Raw genomic sequence first — 19544 nt, 5'->3', positions numbered from 1 at the left:
CCGGTGTCCCAACCCCTCCGCTGGCAGAAGTCGTCGTACTCCGCAGGCGACTCCGACAACGACTGCCTGGAGATAGCCTCAACCCCCACCACCCTCCACCTCCGCGAAAGCGACGACCCCACCACCACCCTCGCCCCCACCCCCACCGCCCTCCACGCCCTGATCACCGTCCTGAAGGCAGATTGAGGGAAGCGTCAGCTTGATCTTGCGAGCAGGGCCAAGATGTCCTCATGGCTGGCTGGCAGAGGGCTCTTTGGTGGACGTTGGCCGCGGTGGGCGCCGTCGCGGCGGTCGTGCTGCTGGTGTGGGTGTCGACGGCGGATCTGGAACGGTCGAGTCAGGCCGCGGGGGTGATCGGCTCGGTGGCCGGGATCGCGGCGTTGGGGGTCGGGCTGTGGCAGCTCAGGGTCGGGGCGGCGAGCGCGCCCTCGCCCGAGCCGGTGCAGGCTGAGGCGGGCTCGAACGCGGCGCGCGGCAGCATTCGCAACGCCCGGGCGCGAGACACGGCGCCGGGCGCGGGCACATCGCCGAACAGCGGACCGGGGATCCGGGCGACTGGCGGATCGAACGCAGCTGGTGGGGACATCGACGGGTCGACGGCGCGGCACGGTCAGTGATTCAGCGATGAGGAAACCCAAGAGCCAGCCCGGCAGAGACGTGCCGAGCGAACCGGCCATGGCGCCCGCGGTGTCGGCTTCTTCGGGCTCCAATGCAGCAGGGCGCGATGTCGTGAACTCGGTGGCGGTGCATGCCGAGCAGGCGCTGCCCGCGGAGGCGTACGGTCCGATCCCTGACGATGCCGTGGCCGGCGGGGTGTCGAACATCCCCCTGACAGAGCTGTTCGTCGGCCGGGACGCCGCGCTTGATCAGCTGGACGCGGCGCTCGCCGCTCCGGGCGGGGTGGTGTTGCGGGCGGTGAGCGGCCTGGGCGGGGTGGGCAAGTCCACTCTGGCCGCCCGCTGGGCCGCACACCGGGCCACGGCTCGGTTGCGGTGGTGGATCACCGCCGACAGCCCTGCAGCCGTGGACGCCGGTCTCGCTGAACTGGCGTGCGCGCTGCAGCCGGGGCTGGCCGGGTTGCCGGTGGAGTTGCAGAAGGAGCGGGCGCTGGCGTGGCTGGCCGGTCACGGCGACTGGATGCTGGTGCTGGACAACGTCGACCAGCCCGACCACATCGGTCCGCTGCTGGACCGGGTCCCCGGTCAGGGCCGCATCCTGGTCACGACGCGCCGGGCGACGGGTTGGCACCGGTTGACGACCACGCTCCGTCTGGACGTGTTCGACCCGGAGGAGTCGGTCGAGCTGTTCACCCGCATCCTCACTCACGGCGGGCCGAGGGAGACCGACGGCGCGCGTGACGTGTGCGACGAGCTGGGGCACTTGGCGCTCGCCGTGGAGCAAGCCGCCGCGTTCTGCCACGAGAGCGGCACCACGCCCCGCGCCTATCTGGACATGCTGCGCCAGTGGCCGGCCGAGACGTACGCACTCGGTCCCTCGGGTACGGACGCCGGGCGGACGGTGGCGCGGATCTGGCGCATCACCCTGGACCGCCTTGCGGACATGCCCCTCACCGGAGATGTGCTGCGGATCCTGGCCTGGTACGCCCCCGACCACATCCCGCGCACCTTGCTCGACGGCCTCGCCCCACCGCCCGTGCTCGCGGCGGCGGTCGGGCGGCTGGCGGCGTACAGCATGATCACGGAGAACGCCGACGGCACCCTCGCGGTCCACCGGCTCGTGCAGGCCCTCGCCCGCACTTCCCAGGACGACGATCCCCATCGCCGCGATGCCGACATCGCGCATGGCCGACAGGAGGCCACGAGCATTCTCGCTAACGCGTTCCCCGCCGATGCCGCATTGCCCGAGTACTGGCCCCAGTGCCAACTGCTGCTGCCGCACGTCGATGCCCTTGCCAAGCACAGCCCGCCCGAGCAGGACGCGCTCGCCATATCGTATTTGCTGGATCGAACCGCTGCATACCTAGAGGACCAAGGCGCAGTACAGTCCGCCATCAAGTATTTCCTCCGGGCTCATGCCATCGACCAGCGGGTGCTCGGTGAGGAGCACCACGGCTCGTTGGCCTCCCGGAACAACCTGGCGGGTGCGTACGAGGCGGTAGGAGACCTAACGCGAGCCATCCCGCTGTATGAGAAGAACCTCGCCGCAAGCCTCCAACTGCTCGGCGAAGACGATCCCGACACGCTGATCTGTAGGAACAACCTGGCGGGCGCGTACGAGGCAGTGGGAGACCTAACGCGGGCCACCCGGCTGTACGAAAAGAACCTCGCCGACCGGTCTCGGGTACTCGGTGAGGACCACCCCGCCACGCTGGCATCCCGGAACAACCTGGCCTACGCGTACGGATCGGCGGGGGACTTGGCGCGGGCCATCCCGCTACACGAGAAGAACCTCGCCGACCTGGTTCGGGTGCTCGGTGAGGACCACCCCCACACGCTGACCTCCCAGAACAACCTGGCGAGTACGTATCGGTTGGCTGGGGACCTGGCGCGAGCCATCCCGCTGCACGAGAAGAACCTCGCCGACCGGTCTCGGGTACTCGGTGAGGACCACCCAAACACGCTGGCATCCCAGAACAACCTGGCAAGCGCGTACGTGGCAGCGGGAGACCTGGCGCGGGCCATCCCGCTGTACGAAAAGAACCTCGCCGACAGCGAACGCGTTCTCGGGTACGGCCACCCCATGACAGAAGCGGTACGTGCGAGTCTGGACGCCTCGCGCGGCGCGTAGCGGCCGGCCCGCAATCCCCTTCGCTTATTGCGTCCCCACCGCCCGCAACGCAGTCACCGCCAACACCCGCGCCACCCCCACCACTTCCCCCACCGACACCCGCTCCCCCGCACTGTGCGCCACCCGAATATCCCCCGGCCCGAACTGCAACGTCGGGATCCCCGCCCCGGCGTACAACCGCAGATCACTGGCCGCCCGTATCGCCGTGAGCGCGGCGAGGTGGGCCACCAGGCCGGCCTTCATGTCACAGGCACCGCGCCCGTGCACGACGTCCCCGGTCACCCTCGGCACGAACGGATCGCCGTCCCACGCAGCCACATCACCCGGCGGTACGACGTCCACATGGCCCTGCATGACGAACGTAGGCCCGTCTCCGCCGTCCGATGTCACCGCGGCCAGGCCCCAGGCCTCCTCCCGTTCCGCCTCCGTCCCCGGGAAGTCGGGATGCGCGCGCAACGCCTCCAGGTCCATCGACCAAAGGTCGACATCCAGCCCGAGCCGCTCCAGCCGGCCCGCCAGCAGATGCTGGAGCTCCGACTCGGCAGCGCTCCCGGTGACGCTGGGCACGGCGATCAGTTCCAGCAGCGTCCGTCCGATCGCGGCCTCGTCGATCTCCGCCAGGACGGCCGCCTCCACGTCGTTCAGCACGATGACGCTCCCTCCCCAGTCGCCCCCGGTTGTCCCCAGTCGCCCCCAGTCGCCCTCAGGGCCACACGACAGGGGTCCGGCGGGAAGCCTCTCAGGCGGACCCGCCCACCGTGAACCCGATCACCGTCCCGCCCCCCTCCCGCCGGAAGGCGAACGGCGCTCCCCCGTGCGACAGCGCCACCTCCCGCACGATCGACAGCCCGAGCCCCGACCCGGGCAGCGATCGCGCGTCGGCGGCGCGGTAGAAGCGGTCGAAGACCCGGATCAGGTCGTCCTCGGCGATGCCCGGCCCCCGGTCGAGGACCTCGACGCGCACCGTCCCGGGACGGGCGGGCCCGGCGAGGTTGATCTCGATCGGTGCCGTGCCCTCGCGGTCGAACTTCGCCGCGTTCTCGACGAGGTTGGTCACCGCGCGCTGGAGCATCCCCGGCCGACCGTCCGTCGTCGTGTCGCCGCTCGCTCGGACCGTGATCCGCCGTCCCGTGCGCCGCCGGGCGAGCCCTGCGACCTCCTCGGCGATGTCGGCGAGGTCCACCCGCTGGACCGGCTCGGTGTCGGACTGCCCGGCCGCCAGGTCGACCAACTCGTTGACCAGGTCGGTGAGTTCGCGCGCCTCCTGGCCCAGGTCGGCCACCAGCTCGTCGCGTGTGGCGGGCGGCAGCTCGTCGATGCGGCGCAGCAGGGAGATGTTCGTCCGCAGGGAGGTGAGCGGGGTGCGGAGTTCGTGGCCCGCGTCCTGCACCAGGCGTCGCTGGTCCTCCTCCGACTGGGCCAGCCGGCCCAGCATGCGGTCGAAGGCGCGGCCCAGGCGGCCGACCTCGTCGTATCCGGTGACCGGCACCTGGATGCCGAGCCGCCGGGTGCGGGCGACGTCCTCGGCGGCGGCGGTGAGGACGACCAGACGGCGCGTGATGCGCCGGGCCAGCCACCAGCCGAAGAGTCCCGCGAGGGTGACCACCGCCGCCATCAGCAGCAGTGTCCGTTGCTGCAGTGCCCGCAGCAGATCCTCCGTGTCGCTGAACTCCTGGGCCACCTGTACCGCGCCCCGCCCGCCGCCGAGCGCGACGGTGGCGACGCGGTAGACGTCGCTGCCGACGCCGACGTCCCGGTACTGGACCATCCGCCCGGCCGTCCTGTCGGCCGCGATCCGCCGGTCGGCGGCCGTGACCGGCAGCCCCGGACGGCCCGGGTCGACGACGGCGCCGTCCGAGCCGAGCACCTGCACATCCGTACGGGCGGGCCGTACGAGATCGTGGCCCGGCGCGGAGGAGGAGAAGTCCTCGGGCGTCATCGGCCGCTGCCGTACCTCGCCCCGCAGATCCTGCACGACCTCGTCGAACACCGACTCCTGGTCCACCCGCACCAGCCGGGCGGCGGCGCCGTACGACAGCAGCCCCACCAGGACGGTGACCGCGGCGGTCACGGCCGCGAAGGACATGGCGAAGGTGGTGCCGAGTCCCGATCTGCGCCGCCCCGTCAGCAGCCGCCGGAGCCGACGGCGGGCCGGGCCCACTCAGTCCTCCCGCAGCACGTAACCCACGCCGCGCACCGTGTGGATCAGCTGCGGCACGCCCGGCTCGTCGAGCTTGCGGCGCAGATAGCCGACGTAGACGGCGAGGTTCTTGGAGCCGGGGCCGAAGTCGTAGCCCCAGATGCGGTCGTAGATGGTGGAGTGGTCGAGGACGATGCCGGCGTTGCGCACCAGCAGCTCGAGCAGCTCGAACTCGGTCCGCGTCAGCTCCAGCTCCCGCGCGCCCCGCCACGCCCGCCGCGCCTGCGGGTCCATCCGCAGCCCGGCCGCCTCGATCAGCCGGCCGGACGGCTCGGGGGCCTGCGGCTGCTTCGGTACGTCGACGGGGGCGCCGTTCGCCTCACTGGTACGGCGCAGCAGCGCGCGCAGCCGGGCGAAGACCTCCTCGACGTCGAAGGGCTTCACCACGTAGTCGTCGGCGCCCGCGTCCAGGCCGGCGATGCGGTCCTGGGTCTCCACGAGCGCCGTCAGCATCAGGATCGGGGTGCGGTCGCCCTCGGCGCGCAGCACCCGGCAGACCTGCAGCCCGTCGATGCCGGGCATCATCACGTCCAGCACGAGCACGTCCGGCGGCGTGCGATGGGCCTGCGCCAGCGCCTCGACCCCGTCGGCGACCGCGGTGACCTGGTAGCCCTCCAGGGTCAGCGCCCGCTCCAGGGCGTTGCGGATGGCGCGGTCGTCTTCGGCGAGCAGCACAGTCTGGGGCACGGGTTCATACTGCCAAGCCATCGCGGTCGTACGACGTGATGAGCGGCTCACCGGGTGCCTTCTTACTGGCCTCTCACCCAGCCGGTCGCAGTGCCGCCAGCTGCTCCTCGAACGGCACCACCTCAGGCTCCGCACCCTTCTTCGCAGGTCGTCCGGCCATCAGCCCCACCAGCTCCCCCGCAGCCCGTTCGATCCGCCCGTCCAGCCCCGCGGCGCCCCAGTCCTCCGAGGCCGCGTAGACCCCGGTCGGCACGACCACGGCCCGCAGATACGCGAAGAGCGGCCGCAGCGCGTGCTCCAGCACCAGCGAGTGCCGGGCCGTACCGCCGGTCGCGGCGATCAGCACCGGCATGCCCGCCAGCGCGTCCTTGTCGATCACGTCGAAGAACGACTTGAACAGCCCGCTGTACGACGCCGAGAAGACGGGCGTGACGACGATCAGGCCGTCGGCCGAGGTCACCGCATCGAGGGCGGCGGCCAGCTTCCGGCCCGGAAAGCCGTTGGTGAGGTTGTGCGCGATCTCCACCGCGAGGTCGCGCAGCTCGACGACCTCGACGTCCACGTCGACCTGCCTGCCGACCGCCGCCGCCAGCCGGTCACCCAGCAACCGCGTGGACGACGGAACGCTCAGCCCCGCTGACACGACGACGAGCTTCATGCGACGGTCACCTCTTCCGACCCCTTCTCGGCCAGCAGGGAAGCGTGCGTAGGCGCATCCGGCACCTCGGCCGGCCGCCCGGACGCGAACTCCTTGCGCAGCACCGGCACGACCTCCTCCCCGAGCATCTCGATCTGCTCCAGGACGGTCTTCAGCGGCAGCCCCGCGTGATCGACGAGGAACAGCTGGCGCTGGTAGTCGCCCGCGTACTCGCGGAAGGCGAGGGTCTTCTCGACGACCTGCTCCGGCGTTCCGACGGTCAGCGGCGTCTGGGCGGTGAAGTCCTCCAGGGACGGCCCGTGTCCGTACACCGGCGCGACGTCGAAGTACGGCCGGAACTCGCGCACCGCGTCCTGGGAGTTGCGGCGCATGAAGACGTGCCCGCCCAGCCCCACGATCGCCTGCTCGGGCGTGCCGTGCCCGTAGTGGGCGTAGCGCGTCCGGTACAGCTCGACCATCCGCTTGGTGTGGTCGGCCGGCCAGAAGATGTTGTTGTGGAAGAAGCCGTCGCCGTAGTACGCGGCCTGCTCGGCGATCTCCGGCGAGCGGATCGAGCCGTGCCAGACGAACGGCGGTACGCCGTCCAGCGGCCGGGGCGTGGAGGTGAAGCCCTGGAGGGGCGTACGGAACTTGCCCTCCCAGTTCACGACGTCCTCGCGCCACAGCCGGTGCAGCAGGGCGTAGTTCTCGATGGCGAGGTTGATGCCCTGCCGGATGTCCTGGCCGAACCAGGGGTAGACCGGGCCCGTGTTGCCGCGGCCCATCATCAGGTCCACCCGGCCGTCGGCCAGGTGCTGGAGCATCGCGAAGTCCTCGGCGATCTTCACCGGGTCGTTGGTGGTGATGAGGGTGGTGGCGGTGGAGAGGATCAGCCGCTCGGTGCGCGCCGCGACGTAGCCGAGCATCGTGGTCGGCGACGACGGCACGAACGGCGGGTTGTGGTGCTCCCCGGTCGCGAAGACGTCGAGCCCGACCTCCTCGGCCTTCAGCGCGATGGCGACCATCGCCTTGATGCGGTCGCGCTCGGTCGGCGTACGGCCCGTGGTGGGGTCCGGCGTGACGTCGCCGACACTGAAGATCCCGAACTGCATGGTCGCTCACCCTCCAGGTTGTTGACCGTTCAACTACACCCGGAGAACGGAGACGGGCCGGGGACTATTCCCAGCCCCCGGGGCTATTGCCAGTACGGATCCCTGCCGGTCCGCGCGAGCAGCCGCTCGAACGCCGACGCTCCCTCGGCCTCCGGCACCGGCTCCCCGAACACCCCCATCTTCCTGGCCGTCGGCGCCAGCTCGCCCACCGCGCCGGCCAGCTCCGCCACGACCGCTTCGTCGGCACCCGGGTAGTCCTGGCCCGTCGCCCGCGCCAGATCCCACACGTGCACCGTCAGATCGAGCAGCGCCATCGAGCCGACCAACCTCGCGGGCATGTTCATCCCGCCGGTCGTCCCCTCCTCGGCGCCGGGCGCGGACCACGCCGCCACCAGCCGGTCCGCCTCGTCCACGAGCGCCTCACGCCACTCGGGACCCTCGGCGACCCGGTCGGGAGTCTCACCGAAGTCCGACGCCTCCTTCGCGGCCAGCCGCTGGAACTGCACGATCACCTGGAAGAGATGATTGAGCAGGGCCTTCACGTCGTACTCGGCGCAGGGCGTGGGAGCGGCGAGCGCCGCGTCGGGAATGCCCCGCACCACCGGAACCGCCCGCTCGCGCGCCATGGCCAGCAGCTCACCGATGCCGTAGGTCTTCACCTCGTTCGTGTCCATGACTCGACCGTAGGGACGTCCGGGGCCGCCCTTCTTGAAGAAACGCGACGCTCGCCCCACCGCGACGTACGATCCGGCCATGGAGGCACCCCGCCACGACACCCGCGGGATCGTCGACCCGTCCGGGCTGCTCAACCACGTACGGTTCCGCCGCCACGAGCCCGCCGAGCCGTTGCGCCGGTACGTCGAGTGGTACTGGCTGATCGACTGGGACCTGCCCGCGCCCTACGCCTCCCACATCGTTCCGCACCCGGCCGTCAACCTCACCTTCCAGTGGGACGAGCACGACGAGACGGACGCGCCGCCGTACGCCGAGGTCACCGGCGTCGCGCTCGGCCTGTACTCCCGGAAGCTGACCGGCCGGGGCCGGGTCTGCGGGGTGAAGTTCCGTCCCGGCGGCTTCCGGCCGTACGCCCCCGAGGCACCGGTGTCCCGGTGGACGGGCCGAGCGCTGCCCGCCCAGGAGGTGTTCCCACAGGCGACGGGCGACGCCGCCCACGCGATCATCACCCCCGCCGACGACGAGGCCCGGGTGGCCGCCCTCGACGCCTTTCTCCACTCCCTCCCCTGCACCCCGGACCCCCAGGCCGACCTGGCCATGGGCCTCGTCCAGCGCATCCGCGCCGACCGCACGGTCCGCCGCGTCGGCGACTTCGCCCGGGCACAGGGCCTGTCGGTGCGGGCGCTGCAACGGCTCTTCTCGACCTACGTCGGGGTCAGCCCGAAGTGGGTGATCCTCCGCTACCGCATCCACGAGGCCCTGGACCGCGCCGGCACCCGCACCGACGTCGACTGGGCCACCCTCGCCACCGAGCTCGGCTACGCCGACCAGGCCCATCTGGTACGGGACTTCACGGCGACGGTGGGGGTGCCGCCGACGGCGTACGCGGCGGACGCGCGGTCCGGCGGCGCCCCCGGCGACACCGCTACGGGATGAGCACCAACCGCCCCCGCACTCCGCCCTCGTCCAGCCGCGCATGCGCCTTCGCGGCATCGTCCAGCGCGAACGTCTCGGCCACCCGTGTCGTCAGCACCCCGTCGTCCAGCAGCCGCACCAGCTCCGCCAGCTGCGCCCCGTCGGCGCTCACCTCGACCGCCCCGGTCCGTACCCCGCGCACCGACGCGGGCTCCGCCTGCGGGATGACGCCGATGTACCGGCCCCCGTCCCGCACCCACTCCAGCGCCACCTCGCCGAGGACCGCGGCGTCCAGCACGGCGTCGAAGCCGCCCGCCTCGACGGCACCGGCAGCGAATCGGGCCGCCCCCAGGGACCGTACGAGCTCCTCGTCCGCCTCCCGGGCCAGCGCGGTGACCGATATCCCCCGGTGGGCGGCGATCTGGACGGCGTAACCACCGACCGCGCCCGCCGCGCCCGTCACCAGCAGCGACTGGCCCGGCGTCACCTCCAGCAGATCCAGGGCCTGTTCGGCGGTCAGCGCGTTCAGCGGCAGCGTCGCCGCGTGGACGGCGTCCACGGTGACCGGCGCCTTGGCTACGGCATCCGTGGGGACGACCACGTACTCGGCGTGGGTGCCGAGCGGTTCGAACATGCCGTAGTCGAGCGCCACCACCTCGTCCCCGACATTCCAGGCAGCGGCCACACCCACCGCGTCCACGGTTCCGGCCACGTCCCACCCGAGCCCGATCCGCTTTCCCGCGCCCCCGAAGACCCCGGCCCGCACCTCCGCGTCCACGGGATTCAACGCGGCCGCCGCGACCTTGATCCGCACCTCCCGCGCACCGGGCTCCGGCAGCTCGGTCTCCACGACCTCCACGACCTCCGGCCCACCGAACGCGTTCACCACAACAGCACGCACAGCAGCTCTCCTTGATTTGTCGGCGTTTGGGATGTTCTCCCGTCCGTTGCGACAACCCTAGGAAGAGCTACTATCTTCTAGTAAGTAGTTACCTGAGAGTGCGTACGTACCCCGGAGGTGAGCCATGGCCACCACGACGGCGGCCCAGCGCCGCGAACAGGCCCGTATCGAGTACGACGCGTTCCTCAAGAGCTGCCCCACCAACCAGCTCCTGGACCGCATCAGCGACAAGTGGGTCAGCCTCGTCGTCTCCGCCCTCGCCCCCGGCCCCCTGCGCTACAGCGACCTCGGCCGCAAGATCGCCGGCGTCAGCCCCAAGATGCTGACCCAGACGCTGCGCTCACTGGAACGCGACGGCCTGCTCACCCGCACCGTCACCCCGTCCGTCCCGGTCCGCGTCGACTACGAACTCACCGCCCTGGGCCACAACCTCGCCCTGCTGCTGACCGCGGTGAAGGACTGGGCGGAGACCCACTTCGACGAGGTCCACGAGGCCCGCGAGCGCTACGACACCGAGAACCGCGACGACTAGTCGGCCCCGGGCAGGCAGACGGGCGTTAAAAGTAGTACGTGTCCCCCGTGTCCAGCACCAGCACCCGCTGCCGGCGCTTCTCCCGGTCATCGTCCGGCGCCCCACCGCTGCGCACCGTGCCGAACTCCAGCAGCACCTCCGACGGCGTACCCCGCAGCCCCACCCGCAGGGCGATCTGCTTCCCCGCCCCGACCGTGCCCAGCGCCCCGACCCGGCACATCACCATCCGCTCCCCCGCCCGCCCACACCCGTCCGGCAGCTCCTGCCGGTCCGCCAGCGGCTCCGACCAGCGCAGCCGTACCGCCGAGGCCGGCAGGGCGCTCGGCCCGTGGTTGTGCGGCGTGAACCGTACGTGGACCTGGCCGCCGGACAGGGCGGCGGAACCGTGATACGCGAAACCGGCCTCCGGACGTCCCACCGCCCCGCCATCCACCGCGGCGGCATACGGAGCCACCCCACCGACCGCGGCCACGACGGCCGCACCGCACACCCCAGCAACCCGCATCCGCCGCATACCGCCCGCTCCTCACTCCACCGTGGTCGACGGATGTATCCCACGTGGAGCGGCCGACAGGCGCCGTCCAACAGGTGACGCGCGTTCGCCCGGGAGCCCCATGACAAGCTGCCTGCATGCTCGTCCTGCGCTCCGCCGCCCTCTTCGTCGTCGCCGCCCTCTTCGAGATCGGCGGGGCCTGGCTGGTCTGGCAGGGCGTGCGCGAGCACCGCGGCTGGCTGTGGATCGGCGCGGGCGTCATGGCCCTCGGCGCGTACGGCTTCGTCGCCACGCTCCAGCCCGACGCCAACTTCGGGCGCATCCTCGCCGCGTACGGCGGTGTCTTCGTCGCCGGCTCGCTGGCCTGGGGCATGGTCGCGGACGGCTACCGCCCGGACCGCTGGGACGTCACGGGCGCGCTGATCTGCCTCGCGGGCATGGCGGTGATCATGTACGCGCCGCGAGGCAGCTGAAGTCGAGGGTCGGTCGAGGGTCAGGTGGGCGGCAGCAGCCCCAGCTGCCCCAGGAACTCCATCTCGTCGAAGTAGAGCCGGTAGTCGACGATGTGGCCGCTGTCGTCGACGGTGGCGAGATCCACCCCGCGGATCCTGATCTCCTTCTGCGTCGGGGGCAGCGTCTCCCCGGTGGGCAACTGGATCGGCCCGGTGTTCCGTCCGCTGAAGATCCCCTCGTCGATGGCCGTGTTGCCGATCTCGTACGAGTGCACCGACTCGTACGTGCCCTCGGGGACCATCTCCGTCATCTGGCGCCAGTACGCGGTGATGTCGTCGCGCCCGTGGAGCTCACCGCCGTCGGGGGTGACGGCGACCGCGTCCTGCGCGTAGAGCTCGGCGATGGTTTTGGGGTCCGCCGTGGTGATCGCCTCGGTCAGCCGGTCCATGACCTCACGTGCCTGTCCCATGTTCCACCTCCCGTGGTGGAGGATCACCCACCTCATTCTCCCACCGCTGCCCCGGACGGGCCGATCGCAGAGGCCGACCGCAGAGCGAGATCACGAACCGCCCGGACGCGCCGCCCGCCTATCCTGGCCGGACAGGCTTTCGACCGTGCCCGACATGCCAGAGGAGCAGCCATGCCCACCGCCGCACCGTCCGCCGCCTCCCGCATCGCCGTCATCACCGGTGCGAGCAGCGGAATCGGCGCCGCCACGGCACGACAGCTCGCCGCGGCCGGCTACCGGGTCGTCCTGACCGCCCGCCGCAAGGACCGCATCGAGGCGCTGGCGGAGGAGATCAACGCGGCCGGCCACTCGGCGGCGGCCTACCAGCTGGACGTGACGGACCGCGCCGCAGTCGACGAGTTCGCGACGGCCTTCAAGGCGATCGGCGTCCTCGTCAACAACGCGGGCGGTGCACTCGGCGCCGACCCGGTCGCCACCGGCGACCCCGCCGAGTGGCGCACGATGTACGAGACGAACGTCATCGGCACCCTGAACCTCACCCAGGCCCTGCTCCCGAAGCTGGAGGCGAGCGGCGACGGCACCATCGTCGTCGTCTCCTCCACGGCCGGCCACGGCACGTACGAGGGCGGCGCGGGCTACGTCGCCGCCAAGCACGGCGCCCACGTCCTCGCCGAGACACTCCGTCTGGAGATCGTCGGCCGCCCGGTCCGCGTCATCGAGATCGCGCCCGGCATGGTCAAGACGGACGAGTTCGCCCTGACCCGCTTCGCCGGCGACGAGGAGAAGGCGGCGAAGGTCTACCAGGGCGTGGCCGACCCCCTGACCGCCGACGACGTCGCCGACACCATCACCTGGACGGTCACCCGCCCCAGCCACGTCAACATCGACCTCCTGGTCGTCCGCCCCCGCGCCCAGGCGTCCAACACGAAGGTCCACAGGGAGCTGTAGTGGCGGACGGCGGCAAGGAGAAGCCGAAGGACGACGGCCCGCACAACGAACGCCAGATGTGGTGGTGGCTCGGCTACTTCCTCTTCGGCATCCACATCGTGGCGTTCGTCATGATCTACGCGGTGACACACGCGCCGAAGTAGGGTCACGCAGCGTGGACAGACACATACGCTTCGACGCACTGCACAACTTCCGTGACCTGGGCGGCTACACGACGGCGGACGGCCACCGCGTCCGCCCTTCCCGCCTCTACCGCACGGACTCCCTCGGCAAGCTGGCGGAAGACACCCCGGACTGGTCCCGCTTCCTCTCCCTGGGCATCCGCACGGTGATCGACCTGCGCTACCCGTGGGAGATCGAGAACAGGGGCCGCATCCCGGACCACCCGTCGTTCACGTACCACAACCTCAGCATCGAGCACCGCCCGTACAACCAGGCGACCCTGACCGCCGACGTGGCCCCCGGCCCCTACCTCGCCGAGCGCTACCTGGAGGTGGCGCAGGACGGCACGGCAGAGATCCGCAGCGCGCTGGAGCTGGTGGCGAAAGCAGCGGAGTCGGACACTCCCCTGGTCTTCCACTGCGCGAAGGGCAAGGACCGCACGGGCCTGCTGGCGGCACTGATCCTGGGCCTCCTGGGCGTCCCCGACGAGACCATCATCGAGGACTTCACCCTCACAGAACGGGCGGCTCCCGCCTTCCTGGCCGAATGGAAGGCCCTCAACAACGGCCCCACGCCGACCTGGCCGGGCTTCAACAGGACGCCGCCGGAAGTGATGCGCCTGTTCCTGTCGTCCCTGACGGCTCAATACGGCGGAACAGAGGGCTACGTCTCCGAGGCCCTGTCCCTGAATCCGGGGCAACTCTCAACGACCCTCCGCGAAAGCCTTCTTGAGAAGCGACCCGCATAACTCACAAGAGTGAACATCATCGATCACCCGAACGGATGTTGAACTGGCGATCTAGGCTCGCGGCACAACATCAAATCGACGGCCCCCGGCCGGGCAGCATCCCGACCGAGGGCCTGACCAGCAAGGAAGGAAGAGCTTCCTCATGGCTGACTGCGAGCCTATCGCCCACCAGTTCATGGACCTGAGGGTCCCCGAGTACGCGTACATGTTCGGCTTCTTGCAGGCGGACGGGCATCTCTCCCAACAGTCCCGACAGCGAGGGCGGTTGACTGTCGAGATCAGCGCGGGAGACATCGATCTCCTGCGCCGGTTCCAGAAGCTGACGCCCTACAACAGCACCATCACCGAGCGGACCCGAGCCACGAACTTCGCCGAGAGCGCACACTCAGCGCTCTGGAGCCTGCACTCTCTTGAGGCGAGGACCAAGCTCAACGAGCTCGGCCTGCCCTATGGCCGCAAGTCGAAGACGATCGCTCCGCCTCGCGTCGAGTTTTCGCGCCGCGACTATGTCCGAGGAGTCATCGATGCCGACGGTTCGGTGGGGTTCACCAAGCCAGGACTGCCCTTCATCTCCCTGACCACTGCAAGCACGGCGATCGGTGCCTATCTGTGCTTCTACGCAAGGGAGATCACCGGAACCGAGCGCAACATCAAACGCAACGAACGCGACAGCATCTATACGATCTGCTATTGGAAGGAGCAGGCACAGGAGTTGGCCGCCCACTTGTACTACCCCGGCTGCTTGTCCCTGCAACGAAAGCTGACGGCAGCCGACTCACTCGCGAAGTGGGTCCGCCCCGCAGGCATGAAGGTCATGACCCACCGGCGCTGGACGACGCGGGAAGACCGAGTACTGCTGGAACACAACAACGCCATGTCAGCTGCCGAAGCGCTCGGCAGGACCGTCCAAAGCTGCAGCCTCCGCCTCTGGCGCCTCCGCACCGGCCAAGTGCCCATGCCCAGCGACCAGTGACCAACTGATCGAGGTCCCCGGCTCCGCTGGGGGCCTCTTGCGTCACCCCTTCACGCAGACGACCTGCTTCAGCTTCGCCACGACCTCCACGAGGTCCCGCTGTTGATCGATGACCTGCTCGATCGGCTTATAGGCACCGGGAATCTCATCCACGACGCCGGAGTCCTTACGGCACTCCACGCCCCGCGTCTGTTCCTCCAGGTCCTTCGTCGTGAAGCGACGCTTCGCCGCGTTCCGACTCATGCGCCGACCGGCGCCGTGCGAGGCCGAGTTGAACGCCTTCTCGTTACCGAGACCCTTCACGATGTACGAGCCCGTCCCCATCGAACCCGGGATGATCCCGTATTCACCGGAGCCGGCCCGGATCGCGCCCTTCCGGGTCACGAGCAGATCCATGCCCTCGTACCGCTCCTCCGCCACGTAATTGTGGTGACAGGAGATCTCCGACTCGAAGGTCGGCTTTGCTTTCTTGAACTCCTTGCGGATGACATCCTTGAGTAGCGCCATCATGATCGTGCGGTTGTACTTGGCGTACTCCTGCGCCCAGAACAGGTCGTTCCGGTACTCCGCCATCTGCGGCGTGTCCGCCACGAAAACGGCCAGGTCGCGGTCGACCAGGCCCTGGTTGTGCGGGAGCTTCTGGGCCACGCCGATGTGGTACTCGGCCAATTCCTTGCCGATGTTGCGCGAACCCGAGTGCAGCATGAGCCACACAGATCCAGAGTCACAAATATTTACTTCTGCAAAGTGATTCCCGGATCCGAGCGTCCCCATCTGCAAACCCGCCCGCTCCCGCCGGAACTTGACAGCCTCCGCAACCCCATCGAACCGCCCCCAAAAGTCATCCCACCCCGCAGTGGCCAACCCATGGAACCTCCCCGGCTCAACCGGACTGTCATGCATCCCCCGCCCCACCGGAATCGCAGCCTCAATCTTCGACCGCAACCGCGACAGATCCCCCGGCAGATCATTGACCGTAAGAGACGTCTTCACCGCCGACATCCCGCAACCGATGTCCACCCCCACCGCCGCAGGACACACGGCCCCGCGCATGGCGATGACGGAGCCGACCGTCGCGCCCTTGCCGTAGTGGACGTCCGGCATGACCGCCAGCCCCTTGATCCACGGCAGCGTCGCGACATTGCGCAGCTGCTGCAGCGCCACGTCCTCGACCGTCGCCGGGTCGGTCCACATACGGATGGGAACCTTCGCGCCCGGCATCTCCACGTACGACATATCGTCCTCTATCCCCCGGAAAGAAAATACAAGTCTGAAATCGCAAAACCGGCGCCAAGGTCGCTGAAATGGGACAGCGGACCGGCGTCCACGGCGGTGCGTGCGATACACATTGTCTCCAGGGAGCGCCCCCGCGCGGCAAGCGAATAACCAGCGGGGACGCTGAAAGACCGGCAACGGACCGACCACACAGCACCGTCGAGAGGAGCCTGACCGTGCAGCGGAAGGCGTACGTATCCGGCGTCGCCGCGCTCCTCGCGGCGTTGCTGGCCGGCTGCACCGGCAGCTCCGACAGCGGCGGCACGACCGACGACTCCAACCCCGGCGACGCGGGCACGGCGAGCGCGGTGGCCGAGCCCGGCCGGTACCGCACACTGCCCGACCCGTGCGACGTGGTCGGTGAGGAGACCCTCGACTCGCTCCTGCCCGGCGTCAAGGAGCTCACGGACGAGGAGCAGCGCGAGAAGGCGTACGAGGGCACGCCGACGCTCACGTTCGACACCGACCGCAAGGTGGGCTGCCGTTGGAAGGTCGAGTCGGCCGAGGCCACCGACCATCTCCTCGTCGACTTCGAGCGTGTGGTGTCGTACAGCGGCGCGGTCAGCGACGACAGCGAGGCGCAGGAGCTCTTCGCGACCCAGCAGGAGGCGGCCGACCTTCCCGCGCCGACGAGTACCGAGACCGTGAGCGGCGAGGGCACGTCCACCTCCGAGCCGAGCGGCTCGCCCTCATCCTCGCCCTCTGCGTCGGCCTCGACCTCGGCGTCCGGGTCCCCGTCCGCCTCGTCCTCCGCTTCCCCCTCCGGCTCCGGCTCCACCGACGGGACGACTCCCGCCGAGCTCCAGCCCCGCGTCCTGGAAGACCTCGGCGACGAGGCCTTCCTCGACGACGAGCTCAGCAGTTCCGGTTCGACGGCTCAGCAGCGCACGGTGACTGTGGTGTTCCGCACGTCCAATGTGATCGTGCGGATCGAGTACGAGGAGCAGCCGGCGACGGTCGGCACGGTCCCGGACAGCGAGGAAATGCAGGACAGGGCCCAGAAACTGGCCGCGCAGCTGGCGGACGCGCTGACGGAGTGACGCCCCCCGCTCACCCCCGTACGCCCGCATACGACGTAACCGAAACGAGACCACACACCTTCTTCACCGCGTACCGTGGCCCCTCGGACCCGATCCGACCGCAGGAACCACGAGTGTCAGTCATGAGTGAAGGAACCATGCAGCGAGCAGCAGAGCGAGACCAGAGGGACCGCCGTGACGAGCGTGAGCAGCGGGTGAAGGGCCTTCACCGATTCCTTGTCTGCGCGGCGGCGGTGCCCGTGATGTTGATCGCCACGGGCTGTTCCTCGGACTCCGGTTCGGACGACGGAGCAGGCGACGGCGCGCAGACCTCGTCGTCGGCGTCCGCGTCCGCGAGTCCGTCGCCGACGGTGCAGGCGGCCGTGTACAAGTCGCTTCCGCAGCCGTGCAAGGTGCTGTCGAAGAAGACGCTGGAAGACCTGGTTCCGAAGGCCAAGTCCGGCAAGGCGGGTTCGTCGGACGACGCATCGACGCGCGGCTCCTGCTCCTGGAGCAGCCTCGACAACAACGGCGTGAAGGGCTCGCAGTTCCGCTGGCTGAACGTCTCCCTGCTGCGCTTCGAGTCGGACGTCACGCGCGGCTCGGGCGAGAAGCTGGCGCAGGAGTACTACGAGACTCAGGTGCAGGACGCCCGTTCGGTGTCGGGCGCGAAGAACACGAAGTCGGAGCCGGTCGCCGGGGTGGGCGACGAGGCGACGGCGGTGCGCTACGACCTGAAGAAGAAGGAGGGTTCCTTCAAGCAGGAGACGGTCGTGGCCCGGGTCGAGAACGTCGTGGTCATGCTCGACTACAACGGCGCCGGTCTGGCCGGTGAGAAGACCCCGAGCGCGGACACCCTGAACAAGCTCGCGCAGAAGGCGGCCAAGGAGGCGGTGGCCGCGGTGACGAAGGCGAACGGCACCGGCAGCGCGGGCACGCCGAGCAGCACCCCCTCGAAGTCGGCCTCGAAGACTCCGTCGAAGTCTCCCTCGGCCGACGCCTCGAAGGCGGCGTCCAGCTCCCCGTCCAAGTCAGCGTCGAAGAAGAGCTGACCGTCACACCTGCCCCACCGCTGCGTCACAACGCGCAGCTCAGCCCCGCCCGTTGTACGAGCCCGGCCCCCTCCAGGGACCGGGCTCGTGCCGTGCGTGAATCCGTTCGCCGCACGGATGTGCCACTCTGTTGCGCGCAACAACATGCACTGGGAGGGGAGTACGAGTGGCCGCGCCGCAGCTGACTCGGATGCACCGCGTTCTCATCGGCGTGGTCGTGTTCGGCGCCGTGATCATCGCCGGTATCGGCTTCGCCGGTTCCTACGCAGCTGTCCGCGAGCTGGCCCTCAAGAAGGGTTTCGGGAACTTCAGTTATGTCTTCCCGATCGGCATCGACGCGGGCATCTGTGTGCTGCTCGCCCTCGACCTCCTGCTGACGTGGATCCGCATCCCGTTCCCGCTCCTGCGTCAGACGGCCTGGCTGCTGACGGCGGCGACGATCGCCTTCAACGGCGCGGCGGCCTGGCCGGACCCGCTGGGCGTCGGCATGCACGCCGTGATCCCGATCCTGTTCGTGGTGGCGGTGGAGGCGGCCCGGCATGCGATCGGCCGCATAGCGGACATCACGGCCGACAAGCACATGGAGGGCGTACGCCTCACCCGCTGGCTCCTCTCCCCGGTCCCGACGTTCCTGCTGTGGCGCCGGATGAAGCTGTGGGAGCTCCGCTCGTACGAGCAGGTCATCAAGCTGGAGCAGGAGCGGCTGGTCTACCAGGCCCGCCTGCGTTCCCGCTTCGGCCGGGCCTGGCGGAGGAAGGCGCCGGTGGAGTCGCTGATGCCGCTGCGCCTCGCGCGCTACGGCGTTCCCCTGGCGGAGACGGCTCCGGCGGGGCTGGCGGCGGCGGGCATCGAGCCGGCGCTGCTGCCGCCGGCACCGAAGCAGGCCTTGGACGCGGCGCCGGTGCCGGAGGTGGCGCGGGAGACGGCCCCGGCTGCGGCCGGCCGTGCCGCTGTGGCGGCGCCCGTCCCTCAGCAGGCGGCGCCTGGCGGCGAGCAGCGCCCGGAGCTGGTCGCCACCCCCGGCCCCGAGCAGCCCGAGTATGTGCAGGACTGGTTCAACACGCCCCGCAACGTGGAGTACCAGGGCAGCTACGACCCCGCGTACAACCCGCAGGAACAGTACGAGCAGTGGTACCAGGAGCAGCTCCAGGCCGAGCAGTACCAGGAGCAGTACCAGCAGGAGCCCCCCGTCCAGGAACCCTCCCCGGAGGAGACCGGCACCTTCCCGATCCCCGTGAGCCCGAACCGCACCCGCCAGCTCGGCGAGGGCGGCGGCACGCCGGAGCCGGCGGATCCGACGGAGGAGGACTACTACCAGGTCTTCAAGAAGTCGATAGGCGGCACCGGCTACCCGACCCCGCGCGAGTTCAGCGAGAACGTCGAGGCGGAGTTCGGCACCGCGCTCCTGCCGGACGAGGCCAAGCGCATGGTCAACCGGTTCACGAACCTCTACAACGCGGAGCTGGAAGAGAACCACATCGCCTGACGTGCAGCAGAAAGGGGCCCTCGCCGGAGGGCCCCTTTCCCGTACCGCTATCTGGCTTG

The 19544-nt window shown here is 69.9% G+C and carries 22 protein-coding genes and 1 pseudogene; 13 read left to right on the top strand and 10 right to left on the bottom strand.

The features are described from left to right. Window positions 1–3: 3 nt before the first annotated feature. From EHO50_RS22265 to EHO50_RS22255, 3 genes are all read left to right on the top strand, one after another. Window positions 4–186: a DUF397 domain-containing protein gene (locus EHO50_RS22265; protein ID WP_128432715.1), complete on the top strand. Its 183-nt coding sequence runs from the start codon at window positions 4–6 to the stop codon at window positions 184–186. 44 nt (window positions 187–230) lie between these two features. Further along, window positions 231–617: a hypothetical protein gene (locus tag EHO50_RS22260; RefSeq protein WP_128432712.1), complete on the top strand. Its 387-nt coding sequence runs from the start codon at window positions 231–233 to the stop codon at window positions 615–617. 112 nt (window positions 618–729) lie between these two features. Continuing rightward, complete coding sequence (locus EHO50_RS22255) at window positions 730–2748, top strand: tetratricopeptide repeat protein (RefSeq protein WP_128432709.1); 2019 nt, start codon at window positions 730–732, stop codon at window positions 2746–2748. A 189-nt stretch (window positions 2749–2937) separates the two neighbouring features. On the opposite strand, the pseudogene EHO50_RS22250 reads toward EHO50_RS22255, so the two are convergent. The 6 genes and pseudogenes from EHO50_RS22250 to EHO50_RS22225 form a co-directional block, all read right to left on the bottom strand. Continuing rightward, a pseudogene (locus EHO50_RS22250) lies at window positions 2938–3384 on the bottom strand (M20/M25/M40 family metallo-hydrolase); the annotation flags it as partial. A 103-nt stretch (window positions 3385–3487) separates the two neighbouring features. Further along, a complete protein-coding gene (locus EHO50_RS22245) occupies window positions 3488–4834 on the bottom strand; it encodes a HAMP domain-containing sensor histidine kinase (protein ID WP_246101404.1) in 1347 nt (448 codons plus the stop codon). 75 nt (window positions 4835–4909) lie between these two features. Beyond that, the gene (locus EHO50_RS22240; RefSeq protein ID WP_181449676.1) at window positions 4910–5635 is read right to left on the bottom strand and encodes a response regulator transcription factor; all 726 of its coding nucleotides are present in this window, start codon (window positions 5633–5635) and stop codon (window positions 4910–4912) included. A gap of 73 nt (window positions 5636–5708) precedes the next feature. Then, entirely contained in the window at window positions 5709–6293 is a 585-nt protein-coding gene (locus EHO50_RS22235; protein WP_128432706.1) for an FMN reductase, read from the bottom strand. Next, complete coding sequence (locus tag EHO50_RS22230) at window positions 6290–7384, bottom strand: LLM class flavin-dependent oxidoreductase (RefSeq protein WP_128432702.1); 1095 nt, start codon at window positions 7382–7384, stop codon at window positions 6290–6292. The genes EHO50_RS22235 and EHO50_RS22230 overlap by 4 nt, the downstream gene beginning before the upstream one ends. An 83-nt stretch (window positions 7385–7467) precedes the next feature. Further along, window positions 7468–8058 (bottom strand): TIGR03086 family metal-binding protein, encoded by a 591-nt coding sequence (locus tag EHO50_RS22225; RefSeq protein ID WP_128432699.1) that lies wholly within the window; start codon window positions 8056–8058, stop codon window positions 7468–7470. 79 nt (window positions 8059–8137) lie between these two features. Here EHO50_RS22225 and EHO50_RS22220 point away from each other — a divergent pair, with 79 nt between their 5' ends. After that, window positions 8138–8995 (top strand): DUF6597 domain-containing transcriptional factor, encoded by an 858-nt coding sequence (locus EHO50_RS22220; RefSeq protein WP_128432696.1) that lies wholly within the window; start codon window positions 8138–8140, stop codon window positions 8993–8995. On the opposite strand, the gene EHO50_RS22215 is transcribed toward EHO50_RS22220, so the two are convergent. Beyond that, on the bottom strand, window positions 8985–9875 hold the full coding sequence (locus tag EHO50_RS22215) for an NADP-dependent oxidoreductase (RefSeq protein WP_128432693.1): 891 nt from the start codon (window positions 9873–9875) through the stop codon (window positions 8985–8987). The genes EHO50_RS22220 and EHO50_RS22215 overlap by 11 nt on opposite strands. A 124-nt stretch (window positions 9876–9999) precedes the next feature. Between EHO50_RS22215 and EHO50_RS22210 the strand changes: the two genes are divergently transcribed. After that, window positions 10000–10407: a winged helix-turn-helix transcriptional regulator gene (locus EHO50_RS22210; RefSeq protein WP_128432690.1), complete on the top strand. Its 408-nt coding sequence runs from the start codon at window positions 10000–10002 to the stop codon at window positions 10405–10407. A gap of 25 nt (window positions 10408–10432) precedes the next feature. Here EHO50_RS22210 and EHO50_RS22205 read toward each other — a convergent pair whose 3' ends face one another. After that, window positions 10433–10921 (bottom strand): hypothetical protein, encoded by a 489-nt coding sequence (locus EHO50_RS22205; protein WP_164904912.1) that lies wholly within the window; start codon window positions 10919–10921, stop codon window positions 10433–10435. A gap of 116 nt (window positions 10922–11037) precedes the next feature. Here EHO50_RS22205 and EHO50_RS22200 point away from each other — a divergent pair, with 116 nt between their 5' ends. Continuing rightward, window positions 11038–11373: a YnfA family protein gene (locus tag EHO50_RS22200; RefSeq protein ID WP_128432687.1), complete on the top strand. Its 336-nt coding sequence runs from the start codon at window positions 11038–11040 to the stop codon at window positions 11371–11373. 20 nt (window positions 11374–11393) lie between these two features. Here the strand turns inward: EHO50_RS22200 and EHO50_RS22195 are convergent, their stop codons facing one another. Next, window positions 11394–11822, bottom strand: a complete 429-nt coding sequence (locus EHO50_RS22195; RefSeq protein WP_128432684.1) for an ester cyclase — start codon at window positions 11820–11822, stop codon at window positions 11394–11396. Between the two features lie 171 nt (window positions 11823–11993). On the opposite strand from EHO50_RS22195, the gene EHO50_RS22190 reads away from it, so the two are divergent. From EHO50_RS22190 to EHO50_RS22180, 4 genes are all read left to right on the top strand, one after another. After that, window positions 11994–12770 (top strand): SDR family NAD(P)-dependent oxidoreductase, encoded by a 777-nt coding sequence (locus EHO50_RS22190; RefSeq protein WP_128432681.1) that lies wholly within the window; start codon window positions 11994–11996, stop codon window positions 12768–12770. Continuing rightward, window positions 12770–12913 carry a hypothetical protein gene (locus EHO50_RS44085; RefSeq protein ID WP_164904909.1) on the top strand — a complete coding sequence of 48 codons (144 nt, stop codon included), beginning with the start codon at window positions 12770–12772 and terminating at the stop codon, window positions 12911–12913. Before EHO50_RS22190 ends, EHO50_RS44085 begins: the two co-directional genes overlap by 1 nt. Before the next feature lie 11 nt (window positions 12914–12924). Then, window positions 12925–13680 (top strand): tyrosine-protein phosphatase, encoded by a 756-nt coding sequence (locus EHO50_RS22185; RefSeq protein ID WP_128432678.1) that lies wholly within the window; start codon window positions 12925–12927, stop codon window positions 13678–13680. Window positions 13681–13822: 142 nt separating this feature from the next. Next, window positions 13823–14653 carry a hypothetical protein gene (locus EHO50_RS22180; protein ID WP_128432675.1) on the top strand — a complete coding sequence of 277 codons (831 nt, stop codon included), beginning with the start codon at window positions 13823–13825 and terminating at the stop codon, window positions 14651–14653. 42 nt (window positions 14654–14695) lie between these two features. On the opposite strand, the gene EHO50_RS22175 is transcribed toward EHO50_RS22180, so the two are convergent. After that, window positions 14696–15889 carry an RtcB family protein gene (locus tag EHO50_RS22175; protein WP_128432672.1) on the bottom strand — a complete coding sequence of 398 codons (1194 nt, stop codon included), beginning with the start codon at window positions 15887–15889 and terminating at the stop codon, window positions 14696–14698. 215 nt (window positions 15890–16104) lie between these two features. Here EHO50_RS22175 and EHO50_RS22170 point away from each other — a divergent pair, with 215 nt between their 5' ends. The 3 genes from EHO50_RS22170 to EHO50_RS22160 all read left to right on the top strand — a co-directional run bounded on the left by EHO50_RS22170 (window position 16105) and on the right by EHO50_RS22160 (window position 19485). Then, window positions 16105–16968 carry a DUF3558 domain-containing protein gene (locus EHO50_RS22170; RefSeq protein WP_128432670.1) on the top strand — a complete coding sequence of 288 codons (864 nt, stop codon included), beginning with the start codon at window positions 16105–16107 and terminating at the stop codon, window positions 16966–16968. A gap of 122 nt (window positions 16969–17090) precedes the next feature. Further along, window positions 17091–17999, top strand: a complete 909-nt coding sequence (locus EHO50_RS22165) for a DUF3558 family protein (protein WP_128432667.1) — start codon at window positions 17091–17093, stop codon at window positions 17997–17999. A gap of 190 nt (window positions 18000–18189) precedes the next feature. After that, on the top strand, window positions 18190–19485 hold the full coding sequence (locus tag EHO50_RS22160) for a DUF2637 domain-containing protein (protein ID WP_128432665.1): 1296 nt from the start codon (window positions 18190–18192) through the stop codon (window positions 19483–19485). Window positions 19486–19544 lie beyond the last annotated feature (59 nt).

Origin of the sequence: Streptomyces cyaneus (assembly GCF_004028635.1) — a bacterium.
In the GTDB taxonomy this organism is placed as follows: Bacteria; Actinomycetota; Actinomycetes; order Streptomycetales; family Streptomycetaceae; genus Streptomyces; species Streptomyces cyaneus.
This window is presented reverse-complemented; position numbering and strand designations above follow the sequence as displayed.